16 protein-coding genes are annotated in these 15,036 nt (G+C 63.4%); 13 read left to right on the top strand and 3 right to left on the bottom strand.

Translation table 11 applies throughout. From position 1 onward, the window contains the following. Positions 1–228 precede the first annotated feature (228 nt). From C1A35_RS31005 to ureG, 13 genes are all read left to right on the top strand, one after another. The gene (locus C1A35_RS31005; protein WP_104668070.1) at positions 229–1,203 is read left to right on the top strand and encodes a 2-hydroxyacid dehydrogenase; all 975 of its coding nucleotides are present in this window, start codon (positions 229–231) and stop codon (positions 1,201–1,203) included. Positions 1,204–1,378: 175 nt separating this feature from the next. After that, entirely contained in the window at positions 1,379–2,212 is an 834-nt protein-coding gene (locus C1A35_RS31000) for an urease accessory protein UreD (protein WP_104668069.1), read from the top strand. 123 nt (positions 2,213–2,335) lie between these two features. Next, positions 2,336–2,638, top strand: a complete 303-nt coding sequence (locus C1A35_RS30995; RefSeq protein ID WP_104668068.1) for an urease subunit gamma — start codon at positions 2,336–2,338, stop codon at positions 2,636–2,638. 98 nt (positions 2,639–2,736) lie between these two features. Beyond that, complete coding sequence (locus tag C1A35_RS30990; RefSeq protein WP_104668067.1) at positions 2,737–3,042, top strand: urease subunit beta; 306 nt, start codon at positions 2,737–2,739, stop codon at positions 3,040–3,042. Then, positions 3,039–3,458, top strand: coding sequence for a lysozyme inhibitor LprI family protein (locus C1A35_RS30985; RefSeq protein ID WP_104668066.1), 420 nt, complete (start codon positions 3,039–3,041; stop codon positions 3,456–3,458). Before C1A35_RS30990 ends, C1A35_RS30985 begins: the two co-directional genes overlap by 4 nt. A gap of 3 nt (positions 3,459–3,461) precedes the next feature. Continuing rightward, entirely contained in the window at positions 3,462–4,106 is a 645-nt protein-coding gene (locus C1A35_RS30980; RefSeq protein ID WP_104668065.1) for a Urease operon accessory protein, read from the top strand. Between the two features lie 3 nt (positions 4,107–4,109). Then, positions 4,110–5,822 (top strand): urease subunit alpha, encoded by a 1,713-nt coding sequence (gene ureC, locus C1A35_RS30975; RefSeq protein WP_104668064.1) that lies wholly within the window; start codon positions 4,110–4,112, stop codon positions 5,820–5,822. 13 nt (positions 5,823–5,835) lie between these two features. Further along, on the top strand, positions 5,836–6,507 hold the full coding sequence (locus C1A35_RS30970; protein WP_104668063.1) for a TIGR02117 family protein: 672 nt from the start codon (positions 5,836–5,838) through the stop codon (positions 6,505–6,507). Positions 6,508–6,783: 276 nt separating this feature from the next. Further along, on the top strand, positions 6,784–7,323 hold the full coding sequence (locus tag C1A35_RS30965; RefSeq protein WP_104668062.1) for a peroxiredoxin: 540 nt from the start codon (positions 6,784–6,786) through the stop codon (positions 7,321–7,323). Between the two features lie 171 nt (positions 7,324–7,494). Next, on the top strand, positions 7,495–7,791 hold the full coding sequence (locus tag C1A35_RS30960; protein WP_104668061.1) for a putative quinol monooxygenase: 297 nt from the start codon (positions 7,495–7,497) through the stop codon (positions 7,789–7,791). 2 nt (positions 7,792–7,793) lie between these two features. Further along, positions 7,794–8,267, top strand: a complete 474-nt coding sequence (gene ureE, locus C1A35_RS30955; protein WP_104668060.1) for an urease accessory protein UreE — start codon at positions 7,794–7,796, stop codon at positions 8,265–8,267. Next, complete coding sequence (locus tag C1A35_RS30950) at positions 8,260–8,931, top strand: urease accessory protein UreF (RefSeq protein ID WP_199773077.1); 672 nt, start codon at positions 8,260–8,262, stop codon at positions 8,929–8,931. The genes ureE and C1A35_RS30950 overlap by 8 nt, the downstream gene beginning before the upstream one ends. A gap of 78 nt (positions 8,932–9,009) precedes the next feature. After that, entirely contained in the window at positions 9,010–9,621 is a 612-nt protein-coding gene (ureG, locus tag C1A35_RS30945) for an urease accessory protein UreG (protein ID WP_104668058.1), read from the top strand. A gap of 36 nt (positions 9,622–9,657) precedes the next feature. Here the strand turns inward: ureG and C1A35_RS30940 are convergent, their stop codons facing one another. The 3 genes from C1A35_RS30940 to C1A35_RS30930 all read right to left on the bottom strand — a co-directional run bounded on the left by C1A35_RS30940 (position 9,658) and on the right by C1A35_RS30930 (position 15,015). Next, entirely contained in the window at positions 9,658–10,338 is a 681-nt protein-coding gene (locus C1A35_RS30940) for a Crp/Fnr family transcriptional regulator (protein WP_104668057.1), read from the bottom strand. A 160-nt stretch (positions 10,339–10,498) separates the two neighbouring features. After that, positions 10,499–13,813, bottom strand: a complete 3,315-nt coding sequence (locus tag C1A35_RS30935; RefSeq protein ID WP_104668056.1) for an efflux RND transporter permease subunit — start codon at positions 13,811–13,813, stop codon at positions 10,499–10,501. Positions 13,814–13,827: 14 nt separating this feature from the next. Beyond that, positions 13,828–15,015 (bottom strand): efflux RND transporter periplasmic adaptor subunit, encoded by a 1,188-nt coding sequence (locus C1A35_RS30930; RefSeq protein ID WP_104668055.1) that lies wholly within the window; start codon positions 15,013–15,015, stop codon positions 13,828–13,830. Between the last annotated feature and the right edge of the window lie 21 nt (positions 15,016–15,036).

Below are 15,036 nucleotides of genomic sequence, written 5' to 3'. Positions count from 1 at the left end.
GGTCTATGCCGGCGCACCACATGGCATCACCGACACGCACAAGGACCAGCTCAACGCCGACCTGCTCGCCTTCGCCAGGGCGTGACACGTCTGACGTCATGACAAAAGGAGGCGCCCGCACCGGCGCCTCCTTTTTGCTTTTGTGATAGCTGTTTCGCCTGCCGGGATGGCTGTCGCGTCGCGCCGTTTCGTGCACTATCCTTCGGCGATTCTGATCCGGAGGCAGGCATGAGCTCGAAACCCCGCATTCTCGTCACCCGTCGTTGGCCGGCGGCGGTGGAGCAGGTGCTTGCCGAGCGCTTCGATCTCACCTTGAACGAGGGCGACGTGCCGATGACGGTCGAGGCGCTGGCCGATGCGCTGCGGACCTATGACGCCGTTCTCCCGACCGTTTCCGATCGCCTTCCGGCCGCACTCTTCGCCGGCGGTGGCCTGCGGGCGAAGATCCTCGGCAACTATGGCGTCGGCTACAATCACATCGACACTGCCGCAGCCAAGGCGGCCGGCGTCGTCGTGACCAACACGCCGGGCGTTCTCACAGACTGTACTGCCGACATCGCCATGACGCTGCTGCTTGCGGTCGCGCGCAGGGCAGGCGAGGGCGAGCGGCAGGTGCGGGCCCGTGAATGGAGCGGATGGCGTCCGACCCACATGATCGGCGGCAAGGTCACCGGCAAGACGCTCGGCATCATCGGCTTCGGCCGCATCGGCAAGGCGATGGCCAAGCGCTGCCATTTCGGTTTCGACATGGATGTCGTCTTCTACAACCGCTCGCGCATCGATCCCACCGAAGCGAGCCGCTTTGGCGCCCGTCAGCTCGACACCGTCGAGGACGTGCTGAAGGTGGCTGATTTCGTGTCGCTGCATTGCCCGGGCGGCGGCGAGAACCGACACCTGATCAACGCCGAGCGCCTGGCGCTGATGAAGAAGGGCGCCTATCTCGTCAACACGGCGCGCGGCGACGTCATCGATGAGCCGGCGCTGATTGCCGCGCTCGAAAACGGTGTCATTCGCGGCGCCGGGCTCGATGTGTTCGAGGCGGAGCCCAACGTGCCGGAGCGCTTGCGCGGGCTCGAAAATGTCGTGCTGCTTCCACATCTCGGCAGCGCCACGGAGGAGACGCGCGTCGCCATGGGCATGAAGGTGGTCGACAACGTTACCGCGTTTTTCGACGGCCGCGAGCCGCCGGATCGCGTGGCGTGAGAGGGTGCCTGTTTTCTGCGCAGCGCCTGCATTTAAATGCAGCAACTTGACGATTTTCTTTGCAAAACAATAGCTTGACTTGTCGCGCCGCGATGCGGACGATAGCGCGAAGACAAGGCGATGGCCCCGCGCGTGCCATGCCAGAGATCGAGGGACACCGCTCGGCGGTCGCAACATGAACAAGGCAGCAAGCATCGCCCCGCAGCGGGCCTGGGGGAAGGGACGGCTGGTCGCCAAGGCGATGCTTGGCCAGAGCCGTATAGCCGAGCTCTATCAGGAGGGTTGCGCCAAGATCAGGCTGCCGAAGACCTTCGACGCGTCCATGGAGGCGGTGCTCATCAATTCCTCCGGCGGTCTCACCGGCGGCGACCGCATGGCCTGGGAAGTAGGGGCAGGGGCCGGAACCGATGTGACCGTGACGACGCAGGCCTGCGAGAAGATCTACAAGGCAAGTGCGGACACCGTCGACGTCACGACGCGGATCGAGGTTGCCTCCGGCGCGCGCGTCGACTGGCTGCCGCAGGAGACGATCCTTTTCGACCGTGCCGCGCTGTCACGCTCACTGGAAGTGGAGCTTGCTGCCGACGCGACGTTCCTCGCGGTGGAGGCGGTCTTGCTTGGCCGCAAGGCGATGGGCGAGGCGGTGCAAACCGGGCTATTCCGCGATCGCTGGCGTATCCACGTCGAGGGCAGGCTGCTGCATGCGGACAATCTGGCGCTATCAGGGGAGGTCGCGAGCCTCGGTCGGCGCAACGCGGTGCTCGATGGCGCAGCCGCCTTTGCCACGTTGCTCTATGTCGGGCCGGATTGCGAACTGATGCTGCGACATCTCCGCTCGCTCGTTGACGGCGAGGCCGGGGTCGGCATCAGCCATTTCCAGGTCGATAGCCGCGACAAGCTGGTTGCCCGCTTCGTCGCGCCGGACGGCTTCACGCTCAGAAAAATCCTCATCCCCGTTATTTCGCACTTGCGCAAGCAGAAGACAGTGCCGAAAGTCTGGGTTCTCTAGGTCATTTCATATTTTCATTTGAAACTGTGAAATGATCTAACGCATTGAAACTATGTAATTCCTGGCGGAAGACTGCTTCGCATTCTTCCAGGGAACTGCTTCTCGAACAACCGGTGGCGACGCATGAATCTTACCCCGCGCGAAAAGGACAAACTGCTGATCTCCATGGCCGCGATGGTCGCGCGCAAGCGCCTGGAGCGCGGCGTGAAACTCAATCATCCCGAGGCGATTGCGCTGATCACCGACTTTGTCGTCGAGGGTGCGCGCGATGGACGCTCGGTTGCCGAACTGATGGAGGCGGGCGCGCAGGTGCTGACGCGCGATCAGGTGATGGAGGGCATTCCCGAGATGATCCACGATATCCAGATCGAAGCGACGTTTCCTGACGGCACCAAGCTCGTCACCGTACACGAGCCGATCCGCTAGGCGGGCGGACGACGATGTAGCTTGCGGGCGTTGAGCGCCCCAGGCCTTAACTCAGGAAGCAAGCGTGCGGGCCTTCCAGGCGGCTCGAGGAGAGGTTCATGATCCCAGGAGAAATCATCGCGGCGGCCGGCGAGATCGAGCTCAATGTCGGTCTCGACACGACGACGATCGAAGTTGCCAACACCGGTGACCGGCCGATCCAGGTCGGCAGCCACTACCATTTCGCCGAAACCAACGCCGGACTGCAGTTCGACCGCAAGGCCGCCTACGGCCGCCGGCTCGACATTCCGGCCGGTACCGCCGTGCGTTTCGAGCCGGGCCAGACGCGCCAGGTGACGCTGATCCCGCTTGCCGGCAAGCGCGAGGTCTATGGCTTCCGCCAGCAGGTGATGGGCAAGCTATGAAACGCCTCGCCGCACTTGCCATCGCTCTCGTTCTGCCGCTCGCGCCGGCACTGGCGCAGGACGACAAAGTCGACTGCCAAAATGCCGTCACGCAGATGGACATGAACATATGCGCCAACAAGGACTACGAGGCGGCCGACGCGGAACTGAACAAGGTCTACAAGCTGGCGCTGGCAGCAACAAAGGCACAGGACAAGGAATTGGCCGAGATCGATGCGAACTATGTCGGCGCGGAGGAGGCGCTGAAGAAGGCGCAGCGCGCCTGGATCGGTTACCGTGACGGCCAATGCGAGCTCGCGGGCTTCGAAGCCCGCGGGGGCTCGATGGAGCCGATGCTCGTTTCCGGTTGCCTCGCCGAATTGACGAAGGCCCGGACGAAGGAACTCCAGGCCGTTGCCGAGCCCGACGGAAACTAGACCTTGAGCGGCGGCCGCACCATCATGATCGTGGGCAATGGCGAAGTGCCGGAGGGGTTTGGCGCGACGATCGACGCAGCCGATATCGTCGTGCGCTTCAACGATTGCCGCTCTGTCGGTTCCGGTGGCCACAGGACCGATATCGTCGCGGTCTGCAATACCGGACGCCCGGGGATTTCCATGCTCGGCGGCGGCCGGTGGAAGACGAATTCCGCCGTGCGCCAGGCGCGGGAGATCTGGTGCGTTCGCTCCGGCGCGAAGTTTGCCGCGATGCGCACCGGTCTTGCCGAAACCCATCCGGATCTCGACGATTTCTGCGACGATTACACGGTCGGTTTCGAGAGCTTCGCCCGTTCGACCAACCGCGGCTTTCGCGTCGTTCCGGTCGATGTGCACGACCGGGTGGAGCAGGATCTCGCCGGCTTTTCACCGGATCCCTACGTCGTTCCGTCCAGCGGGCTGATCGTCATTGCCGACATTCTGTCCAGTACCGCGACGGTCGATGACGAAGTCGTACTCGCCGGCTTCGGCCATGTCGGCTGGGAATGGCATCCCTTTGCCGCCGAGCGCCGCTATGTCGACGCGCTCGCGGCGCAGAGCCGCCTTCGCCGCCTCCATCCCCTTTCTTCTTCGCCCCAAGGAGCCTGAACCATGCCCTACAAGATGTCGCGCGCGGCCTATGCCAACATGTTCGGCCCGACGGTCGGCGACAAGGTGCGGCTCGCGGATACCGAACTCTTCGTCGAGGTGGAGAAGGACTTCACCACCTATGGCGAGGAGGTGAAGTTTGGTGGCGGCAAGGTTATTCGCGACGGCATGGGGCAAAGCCAGATGACGCGGGCCGAGGGTGCCGTCGACACGGTCATCACCAACGCGCTGATCGTCGACCACTGGGGCATCGTGAAAGCGGATATCGGCCTCAAGGACGGACGCATCGCCGGCATCGGCAAGGCCGGCAACCCGGACACGCAACCGGGCGTTACCGTCATCGTCGGTCCCGGTACCGAGGTGATCGCGGGTGAGGGCAAGATCATCACCGCCGGCGGCATGGACAGCCACATCCATTACATCTGCCCGCAGCAGATCGAGGAGGCGCTGGTGAGCGGGCTCACGACCATGCTTGGCGGTGGCGCCGGACCGGGGCATGGCACGCTCGCTACCACCTGCACCTCCGGTCCCTGGCATCTCGCCCGCATGATCGAGGCGGCCGACGGCTTCCCGATGAACATCGCCTTTGCCGGCAAGGGCAATGCGTCGCGGCCGGGTGCGCTCGTCGAAATGGTGCTTGCCGGCGCCACCTCGCTGAAGCTGCATGAGGACTGGGGCTCGACGCCGGCGGCGATCGACTGCTGCCTTGGCGTTGCCGACGAATACGATGTGCAGGTGATGATCCATACGGACACACTGAACGAGAGCGGTTTCGTCGAGGATACGATCGCGGCGATCAAGGGGCGCACCATCCACGCTTTCCACACGGAAGGGGCGGGCGGCGGGCATGCGCCCGACATCATCAAGATCTGCGGCCAGCCGAACGTCATTCCGTCCTCGACCAATCCGACGCGGCCCTACACCAGGAATACGCTCGCCGAGCACCTGGACATGCTGATGGTCTGCCATCACCTGTCGCCGTCGATCCCCGAGGACATCGCCTTTGCCGAGAGCCGCATCCGCAAGGAGACGATCGCGGCTGAGGACATCCTGCACGATATCGGCGCCTTCTCGATCATCTCGTCTGACAGCCAGGCGATGGGGCGCGTCGGCGAGGTGGCGATCCGCACCTGGCAGACCGCCGACAAGATGAAGCGTCAGCGCGGGCCGCTGCCGCAGGAAACCGGCGACAACGACAATTTCCGGGTGAAGCGCTACATCGCCAAGTACACGATCAACCCGGCGATCGCCCACGGTCTCAGCCACGAGATCGGCTCGATCGAGGTCGGCAAGCGCGCCGATCTCGTCCTCTGGAACCCGGCCTTCTTCGGCGTGAAGCCCGACTTCGTGCTGCTCGGCGGCTCGATCGCGATGGCGCCGATGGGCGATCCGAATGCCTCCATCCCGACGCCGCAGCCGGTGCACTACCGGCCGATGTTTGCCGCCTACGGCAAGAACCGCACCAGCTCCTCCGTCACCTTCGTGTCGCAGGCGTCGCTCGATGCCGGCCTTGCCGCCAAGCTCGGCGTTGCCAAGCAGCTTGTGGCGGTCCGCAACACCCGCGGCGGCATCGGCAAGGCATTGATGATCCACAACAACCTGCTGCCGCATATCGAAGTCGATCCGGAGACCTATGAGGTGCGCGCCGACGGCGAGCTTTTGACCTGCGAGCCGGCGACGGTCGTGCCGATGGCGCAACGCTACTTCCTGTTCTAAGCAGAGGCCGAGGATGAAGCGCGGCCTGAAATGGGCTTTCTTCGGCCTGCTTGCGGCCGTGCTTGCCGTTGTTCTCGGAACGGTGCTGCCGCGGCCACTCCTGCCGGCTTCCGCCTCTGCCGCGGGCGCCGCGGGCACGCGGATACTGTTGCTTTCGGGGCCGATTCACACGGACATCGCCGTGCCTCTCACGGAGGAGACGCGGGCAAGGTTCGGCTTTGTCGAAGCGGCGGGTGTGCCGCTTGCGCATCCGCAGGCTGAATGGCTGATCTTCGGCTGGGGCGGGCGCTCCTTCTATCTGGAAACGCCGACATGGTCGGAGTTGAAGCCCGGGCCCGTGTTCAAGGCGCTGACCGTCGATCGGTCGGTGATGCATGTGGATATCGCCGGGCGGATCGTCGAGCCTCAAGCTTCCGTCGCCGGCTTCGAACTGGACGAAGCGGGATACGATCGGCTGCTCGCCTTCATTGCCGAGAGCTTTACCCGAAAAGCTGATGCGGTCGTTCCGATCGACGGATTTTCCTACAATGGCAACGACCGCTTCTTCGAGGCGGAAGGCAGTTTCAACGCGCTCTTCGGCTGCAACACATGGACGGCGCGGGCGTTGCGTGAGGCGGGCTTGCGAACGGGCCTGTGGAACCCGGTCCCGCCAAGCCTCGGCCTGTCGCTGCGCCTCCATAATTGAGCAAAGATCGGCAGTCGGCAGCCATGCGGCCACCGCATGGCTGCCATGCTCGCGTGTGAATTGGGGCCTTTCGTGCTGCGTCGCAGCGCAATATCCGATAGGAAGACGGCTGACCTTCCTCGGTTGCCAGCAATCCTCCCAAGACCTGCCGACCGAGAGCTGCACCAGAGCGGTTTGCGGTTCTCCGCATATATCCCGCTCTAACTTACAAGAGACGATCACGTTCATGATTTTGGTCGAACCGATCCAAATCATCGTGGTCCAAAGGAGATGACGATGCTTGGCAGAAAAGTACCCGCTGTAACGTTCCGCACCCGCGTTCGCGACGAAGCCGTTGGCGGCTCGAACCCGTTCCGCTGGGAGGACGTGTCTTCTGACGATTACTTCGCAGGCAAGCGCGTCGTGCTGTTCTCGCTGCCGGGCGCGTTCACGCCGACCTGCTCGACCTTCCAGCTGCCCGATTTCGAAAAGCTGACGGCCGATTTCCGCGCCGAAGGCGTCGACGAAATCTACTGCATCTCGGTCAATGACGCCTTTGTCATGAACGCCTGGGGCAAGTCCCAGAACCTCGAAAACGTCAAGCTGATCCCGGACGGTTCTGGCGAGTTCACCCGCAAGATGGGCATGCTCGTCGCCAAGGACAATCTCGGCTTCGGCATGCGTTCCTGGCGCTACGCCGCCGTCGTCAACAATGGCGTCGTCGAGCAGTGGTTCGAGGAAGAAGGCTATTCCGACAACTGCGACAGCGATCCCTATGGCGTCTCCTCGCCGCAGAACATTCTGGAGACGCTGAAGTCCCAGAAGCTTGCCGCCTGATGGCAGGGACCTATCATTGCTGATTTGAGAAAGCCCGAAGACCGGATCCGGTCTTCGGGCTTTTTCTTGTGCCGCGTGGTTGCGGCGGGCGCCTGAAATGCGGTGGGCGCGCGACTGGCGCCAAGGCTTTTTCTTGCTAAACTGGCCGACGGAAAAGATATCGAGGGTTCAATGGTTTACATAATCGCCTACCTGACCGCGCATAAGGGCAAGGGGGATGAAGTGGTGTCGCTTGCTGCACCGCTGATCGAGGCCACGCGGCGCGAGGCCGGCTGCATCACCTACGATCTCTATCGCAAGCCGGCCGAGCCCGACGTGCTGGTTTTTGTCGAGACCTGGAAAGACAAGGCAGCCGTCGACGCGCATTTCGAGGAGCCGCATCTGAAGGCTTTTCAGGCGGCGATGGCCGATCTGCTCGTCGAGGCGCGCATCGAGCTGGTGACGCCGGAAAAGGTCGAGGTGCTCTGAAGATGCCGTACCGCTCGACAGAAGTCCTGTCTCCAGGCCCGGCCGACAAAGCGCCGCTTCACAGCGTGACCCTGACGCACGACGCGCGGCATCTGCGCCGCAAGTTGCTGCATCTCGAAAACGACGATGTCGTGATGCTGGATCTCAAGGAAGCGGTGATGCTCGCCGATGGCGATCTGCTGGTGCTCGAAGGTGGCGGTCATATCCGGATCGTCGCGGCACCGGAGGCGCTTTACGCGATCCGTCCGCGCGATCCGCTGCACCTGATCGAGCTTGCCTGGCATCTCGGCAATCGCCATTTGCCGGCACAGATCGAAGAGAACCGTATCCTGATTGCCCGCGATGCCGTCATCCGTCAGATGCTCGAAGGCCTGGGGGCGGGCGTGACCGAGGTTTCCGAGCCTTTCCATCCGCTGCGCGGCGCCTATCATTCCGGCGGTCACAACCATGACCACAGCCACCACCACCATGGCTGAAGGCTTTGGGACACAGGCGCTGCTGCGCCTCGTGACATGGATGTCGCCGGCCTTTCCGGTCGGCGCCTTTTCCTATTCCAGCGGGCTCGAACAGGCGGTTCATGACGGACTGGTCACGGATGCCGGCGCGCTTCGCAACTGGCTGGAAACGGTCATTTGTCTCGGATCCGGCTGGAACGATGCCCTGCTTCTGGCCGAGAGCTATCGCGCCGTGAACGACCATGTTCGGCTGGCTGCGGCCGCGGAGCTTGCAGGGGCCCTGGCGGGAAGCCGCGAACGGCATATGGAGACGATGCTGCAGGGTCAGGCGTTTCTCGCGGCCGCGCGGTCGTGGCCGCATCCGGTTCTTGACGCGCTGCCGGAGACCGTCGCCTATCCGGTCGCGGTCGGCGTGGTCGCCGGCGCCCACGAAACGGGCCTCGAGCCGGCGCTTGCCGCCTATCTCAACGCCTCCGTATCGAACGCCGTCTCCGTGGCGATCCGCTGCGGCGTTACCGGCCAGCGCGACGGCGTCGGCATTATCGCGGCGCTCGAACCGGTCATCGCGGCAACGGCCGGCAGGGCCGCCAACGCCTCGCTCGACGATCTCGGCTCGGCGGCGATCATTGCGGATATTTCGGCGCTGAGACACGAGACCCTCAATTCGCGGCTCTTCCGCTCGTAACCCATGGACTTGCGCAAGTCCGGCGGAAAGCCGCTTCACACTTTCCCTGGAACTGCTTCCACCTGAAAGGATATCCAGATGGCATCGAAGAACGGTCCCCTTCGCGTCGGCATCGGCGGGCCGGTGGGCTCGGGCAAGACGGCGCTGACCGACAAGCTCTGCAAGGCAATGCGGGAGAAGTACTCCGTCGCCGTCGTCACCAACGACATCTACACCAAGGAGGATGCGGAGGCGCTGGTGCGCATGCAGGCGCTGCCGTCCGATCGCATCGTCGGCGTGGAAACCGGCGGCTGCCCGCACACGGCGATCCGCGAGGACGCGACGATCAACCTGCAGGCGATCGCCGAGCTTAACCGGCGCATTCCCGATCTCGACGTCGTTTTCATCGAATCCGGCGGCGACAATCTGGCGGCGACCTTTTCCCCTGATCTTGCCGATCTGACGATCTATGTGATCTCGGTCTGCCAGGGGGAGGAAATCCCGCGCAAGGGCGGGCCGGGGATCACGAAGTCCGATCTGCTCGTCATCAACAAGAAGGATCTCGCCCCGTACGTCGGCGCCGATCTCGACGTCATGCAGCGCGACGCAACCCGCATGCGCGCCGAAAAACCGTTCGTCTTCACCGACATGAAGCGCGGCGACGGCATCAACCGGATCGTCGATTTCCTGACGTTGCACGGCGGGCTCTGACGCGGCCTCGCCTCGCTTCCGACGTCTGAACTCGCGTCAGAAGCGCTCCAGCGCCTGCCGGTCGTGGATCTCGATGACGCGTCCCTTGACGGTGACGCCGGAGCGGCGAAGCGCTGAGAAGGCGCGCGACAAGGCTTCCGGCGCGAGGCCCAGCTTGCCGGCCAGCACGTTCTTCTGGAAGGGCAGGCGGAAGGAGAAGTTGGTGATACCGTCGGGGCAGTTGCCGAGGATATAGCTTGCGACCCGCTGCGGTGCCGTCAGCAGCCGGTCTTCGGCCAGGCAATCCTCCGCCATTTGCGCGTGCCGGCACAAGAGCTGCATCAGCGCGTCGGCGATTTCAGGCGTCCGCTCGGCGAGCTTGCGCAGCTTGCGGCTGTCGATGCGGGCGAGCATCGTCGTTTCGATGGCTTGCGCATTGGCAGTGGCGCGGTTGCCGAGGAACATCGCGCTTTCGCCGAAAAGCTCGCCCTTCGGAAAGACAGCGATATCCGCTTCGCGCCCATCCTTGCCCAGCCGGTAAAGACGCACCAGACCAGAGAGAACGAAGAAGACATGGTCCAGCGCTTCGCCCTGGGCAAAGAGAAGGTCGTGCTCCTCGTGGGTGGAAACCACGACGTCATCGAGAATGGCGCTCGATGCGGCCGTCGGCAGCCTTTCGAAGAAGCAGGAGCGAAGCAGCACCGCCCTGTCGTTCGAGTTCAATCGCAACGTCTTCATCGTACCCGTCCTGAGTAATTTCTGCGTCAGGGTAGTGAAGCTTTGCCGATCGTGGTTTGACCTCGATCAAATAAGAACAACAAAAAGCCCGCGCTTGCAGGGCGCGGGCTCGCTTTGGAATTGTGGCAGCTCCGGGCGGAGAGCCGCTTCCGCGACGGGCCTACTCGGCGGCAAGCGCCGGGTGATTGATGACCTTGCCGCCGGATCGTCCCTTGGTCTGGTCGGTCTCCAGCGTCTTCAGCCGGTCTTCCAGGCCTTCGATCGTCTTGCCCTGTTCGTGCACGAGACCCGTCAGGGTTTCGCGGTCGAGCGGCAGGTTTTCCTCGTCTTTCTGGCCGACGAAGCGTCCGAAGACCCAGGCGAGCAGTCGCGAAAGGTCGTCCATGATCAGGAAGAAGGAAGGCACGACAACGAGACTGAGAACCGTCGAGACGATGATGCCGCCGATGACTGCAATCGCCATCGGTGCACGGAACGAGCCGCCTTCGCCGACGCCGAGCGCCGACGGCAGCATGCCGGCGGACATGGCGATCGACGTCATGATGATCGGGCGGGCGCGCTTGCGGCCTGCTTCGATCATCGCCAGCGTCCGGTCCATACCGTGATGCATCATCTCGATACCGAAATCGACGAGCAGGATGGCGTTCTTGGTGACGATGCCCATCAGCATCAGAATGCCGATCAGCACCGGCATCGACAGGGAGTTCTGCGTCAGGATCAGGCCGGCAGCAACGCCGCCCATGGCGAGCGGCAGCGAGAACAGGATGGTGAAGGGCTGGATCACGTCCTTGAACAGGAGGATCAGAACCACGAGCACCAGCATCAGGCCAAGCAACATCGCATTGACGAAGCTCTCCTGCATTTCCTCCTCAACCTCGGCGTCGCCGCTCTTGAGGAGCTGAACCGTGGACGGCATCTTGGCCTCGTCCGCAATCTGCAGGAAGCGCGCAGAGGCGGTGTTCAGCGCGACGCCGATCGGCAGGTCGGCACCGAGCGCAACGACGCGATTGCGGTCGTAGCGTTTGATCGAGCTCGGGCCTTCGGAATAGTTGATGTCGGCCACGCTGGACAGCGGCACCGTCATGCCCGAGGACGTCTGGATCTTCAGATTGCGGATCGCTGCGATGTCCGTGCGGAAATCACGGTTGATCTGGACGCGGATCGGGATCAGCCGGCCATCGAGTGCGATCTTGGTCAATGCCGCATCGATATCACCGATGGTGGCGACGCGGATAACTTCCGAAATCTGCGCTGTCGTGATGCCGAGGCGAGACATCTGCTCGTCACGCGGACGGATCTGCAACTCGGGGCGGGGAAGTGCGCCATCCGGGCTGACATTGGCCAGCAATGGATCGCTGCGCAGCTTTCCTTCCAGAATGCCGACGGCCCTGTCGAGATCGGCCTCGTTGTTGGAGAGCAGATTGAAGGAAAGCTCTCGTTCGCCGCGGTCGTTGAGCTTGATCACCCGGACGTCCGGCAGATCGCGCACGCGGGCAAAGATTTCCTTCTCGATCTGTGACTGCGGAATGATGCGGCCGTCCGGCTCCAGCTTTGGCAGATACGGGCCGATCACCGGCAGCCTGCCAAAGACGTCGTTGACGACTTTGTTGAGAAGCGAATGGTCGCGCTTTTCGAGCAGCACCGTCACCGTGGCTCGGCGCAGTTCCAGGTCGCCCTTCGGCGATGCACCGCCGAGCACGAAGACGCTCTCGACGCCCTCGATGTCCTTGACCCGCTCGTAGATTTGCGCCGTGGTCCGGTCGGTATCTTCCAGCATGGCGTCTGGCGCCAGCTCGACGGACAGGCTGACGCGCGACGCGTCGTCCGGCGGCAGGAACCCGCCAGGCACGAACATGAACAGAGCGACCATGGAGGCCACGGTCACGCCGATCGCGATGAGCACCGTCAGGTAGCGCATGTACCAGCGTTTCGTGGTCGCATGAACCAGACGCGTGTATTTGCGCATCAGGTAGCCGTCTTCGGCATGATGGCCATCGGTTTTCGACGGTCGCATCAGATAGGCGGCCATGACAGGCGTTATCAGGCGCGCAACCAGCAGCGAGAAGAACACCGAGACTGCGACGGTCAGGCCAAACTGAATGAAATACTGGCCGACGATTCCCGGCATGAACGACACCGGGATGAAAACCGCGATGATCGTGAAGGTGGTCGCGATAACCGCAAGCCCGATTTCATCTGCCGCTTCGATCGCCGCCCGGTAAGGCGATTTGCCCATATGAATATGCCGCTCGATATTCTCGATCTCGACGATTGCATCGTCGACGAGAATGCCGGTTGCCAGCGTCAGTGCGAGGAAACTGACGAGATTGAGCGAAAAGCCGAGCAGTTCCATGACCCAGAAGGTCGGGATCGCCGACAAGGGCAGGGCGACGGCGCAAATCAGCGTGGCGCGCCAGTTGCGCAGGAACAGCATGACGACGATGACGGCAAGCAGCGCGCCTTCCATCAGCGTATGCAGGGCCGCTTCATAGTTGCCGTAGGTGAAGTAGACGGAATCGTCGACCATCTCGATGGTGACGTCGGGGCTTGCCGCCCTGATCTTGTCGAGCGACTTGGCGACAGTCTCGGCGACGCTGACTTCCGAGGCGCCCTTGGCGCGGAAGACCGCGAAGGTTACGCCGGGGGTGCCGTTGAAGCGCGAGAAGGAGCGCGGCTCCTCATAGGTGTCGGTGACGGTGCCGAGTTCGGAAAGGCGAACGAAACGGCCGCTCGGCACCGAGATCATCGTATTGGCAAGCTGATCGACGTTTCGGGCGTCGCCGAGGGTGCGGATCGCCTGCTCGCTGCCGCCGACCTGGCCGCGGCCGGAGCCGAGGTCCATGTTCATGCGGCGAAGCTGGCCATTGACGTCGGCGGCGGTGATGCCGAGCGAATTCAGCTTGTCTTCATTGAGTTCGACGCGGACTTCGCGATCGGCGCCGCCGTAGCGGTCGACACGGCCGATCCCGCTCTTGCCCTGGATTTCGCGCTTGATGACGTCGTCGACGAACCAGGAAAGCTCTTCCAGCGACATGCCTGGTGCCGAGACCGAGAAGGTCTGGATTGCCTGGCCTTCGACGTCGACCTTGGAGACGATCGGCTCCTCGATCGAGGTCGGCAGGTCGCTGCGGATGCGGTCGATGGCGTCCTTGACGTCCTGGACCGCCTGGTTCGTCGGCACTTCCATGCGGAAGATCACGGCGGTGGTCGAGGTTCCGTCGTTGATCGTCGACTGAATGTGGTCGACGCCGGTGACGCTGGCGACGGCGTCCTCGATTTCCTTGGTGACCTGTGTTTCGAGTTCGGCCGGCGAGGCGCCGCTTTGCGTCACGTTGATCGAGACGATCGGCACGTCGATGTTGGGGAAACGGGTGATCGGCAACGACACGAAGGACTGGTAGCCCAGTACCATCAGGACGAAGAAGCCGAGGATCGGCGCGATCGGATTGCGTATGGACCAGGCTGAGAAGTTCATGGTCACGGTTCCTGTCAGTTGGTCGCTGGTTCAGCGGACTTGACGGGGTTGATGCGGTCGCCGTCGCGGACATAGGCGCCGGCCCTCGCCACCACGTCCTCGCCGGCCTTCACGCCTTCGAGGACTTCGATGAACTTGCCGTCGGAAATCCCTGTCCTGACCGGCAGGATGCGGATGACGCCGTTCTCGACCTTGCGGACGATGGTGCGGCCGTTCTCGTTGGTGACGGCCGTTTGCGGCAGCACCACCGTCTGCTTCTGTTCGGCGGTGATCAGGGCGCTTGCATACATGCCGGCCCGGGCCTTCTCGGTATCGAAGAGGCTGATGAAGACGGTGCCGAGGCGGCTGACGGGATCGACGGTCGGCGCGATCAGGCGGATCTTGCCCTCGACCTTGGTGTTGCCGCCGGCGAGCGTCACGACGGCCGGCTGGCCGACAGCGAGCTTGATGATATCGGCTTCGGCGACGTCGGCCTTCATCTCGATCGCGCCGTCGCGGATCATGGCGAAGAGCGGTTCGCTGTTGCCCGTGGCGATCGCGCCGACCTTGGCGTTCTTGGCGGAGATCACACCGGCGACAGGTGCCTTGACCTCGGTACGGGCGAGGCGAAGGTCGATGTCGTCGATCTGCGCCTCGGCTACCTTGATGTCGGCATTGGCCACGGCGACAGCCTGCTCGGCCGAGAGGACACGCGCCTGCGTCGCGATCGCGAGCGCCCGGACCCGGTCGGCCTCGGCCGTCGAAACGGTGCCGTTCTTGGAGAGTTCCGCGGCGCGGTCGCTGACGCGCTTGGCCTCGTCCGCGTTCGCCTTGGTTTCGCTGAGCTGTGCGTTCAATTGCGCAAGCCCGGCCTCCGCCTTGGCGAGCGAGGCTTCGAGTTCGCTCTTTTGCAGGCGAAGCGCGTCGTCGTTGAGGACCACGAGCACGCTGCCGGCTTCGACCTTGTCGCCGACATCGACATTGAGGGTGCGGATCGAGAGGCCGTCGACCATGGGGGCGACGTAGACCTGTTCGACGGCCTGGATGGTGCCGGTCGCAACCACCCGGTCGCTGATCGACTGATCGACCGCCGTCGTCACGACGATGGAGGGGAGGCTCGGCGCCGGTGTCGGTTGCGCCACTTCCTCCGCCCGGGCGAACGAGAGCGAAACAAGGGTCATCGCAGCGCACACGCTGAGAACGGGCAATACTTTTTGAGCCATCGGCTTCACAGTCCCGGCAAT

The organism is Ensifer adhaerens, from assembly GCF_002940685.1.
Taxonomy (GTDB): domain Bacteria; phylum Pseudomonadota; class Alphaproteobacteria; order Rhizobiales; family Rhizobiaceae; genus Ensifer; species Ensifer adhaerens_E.
This window is presented reverse-complemented; position numbering and strand designations above follow the sequence as displayed.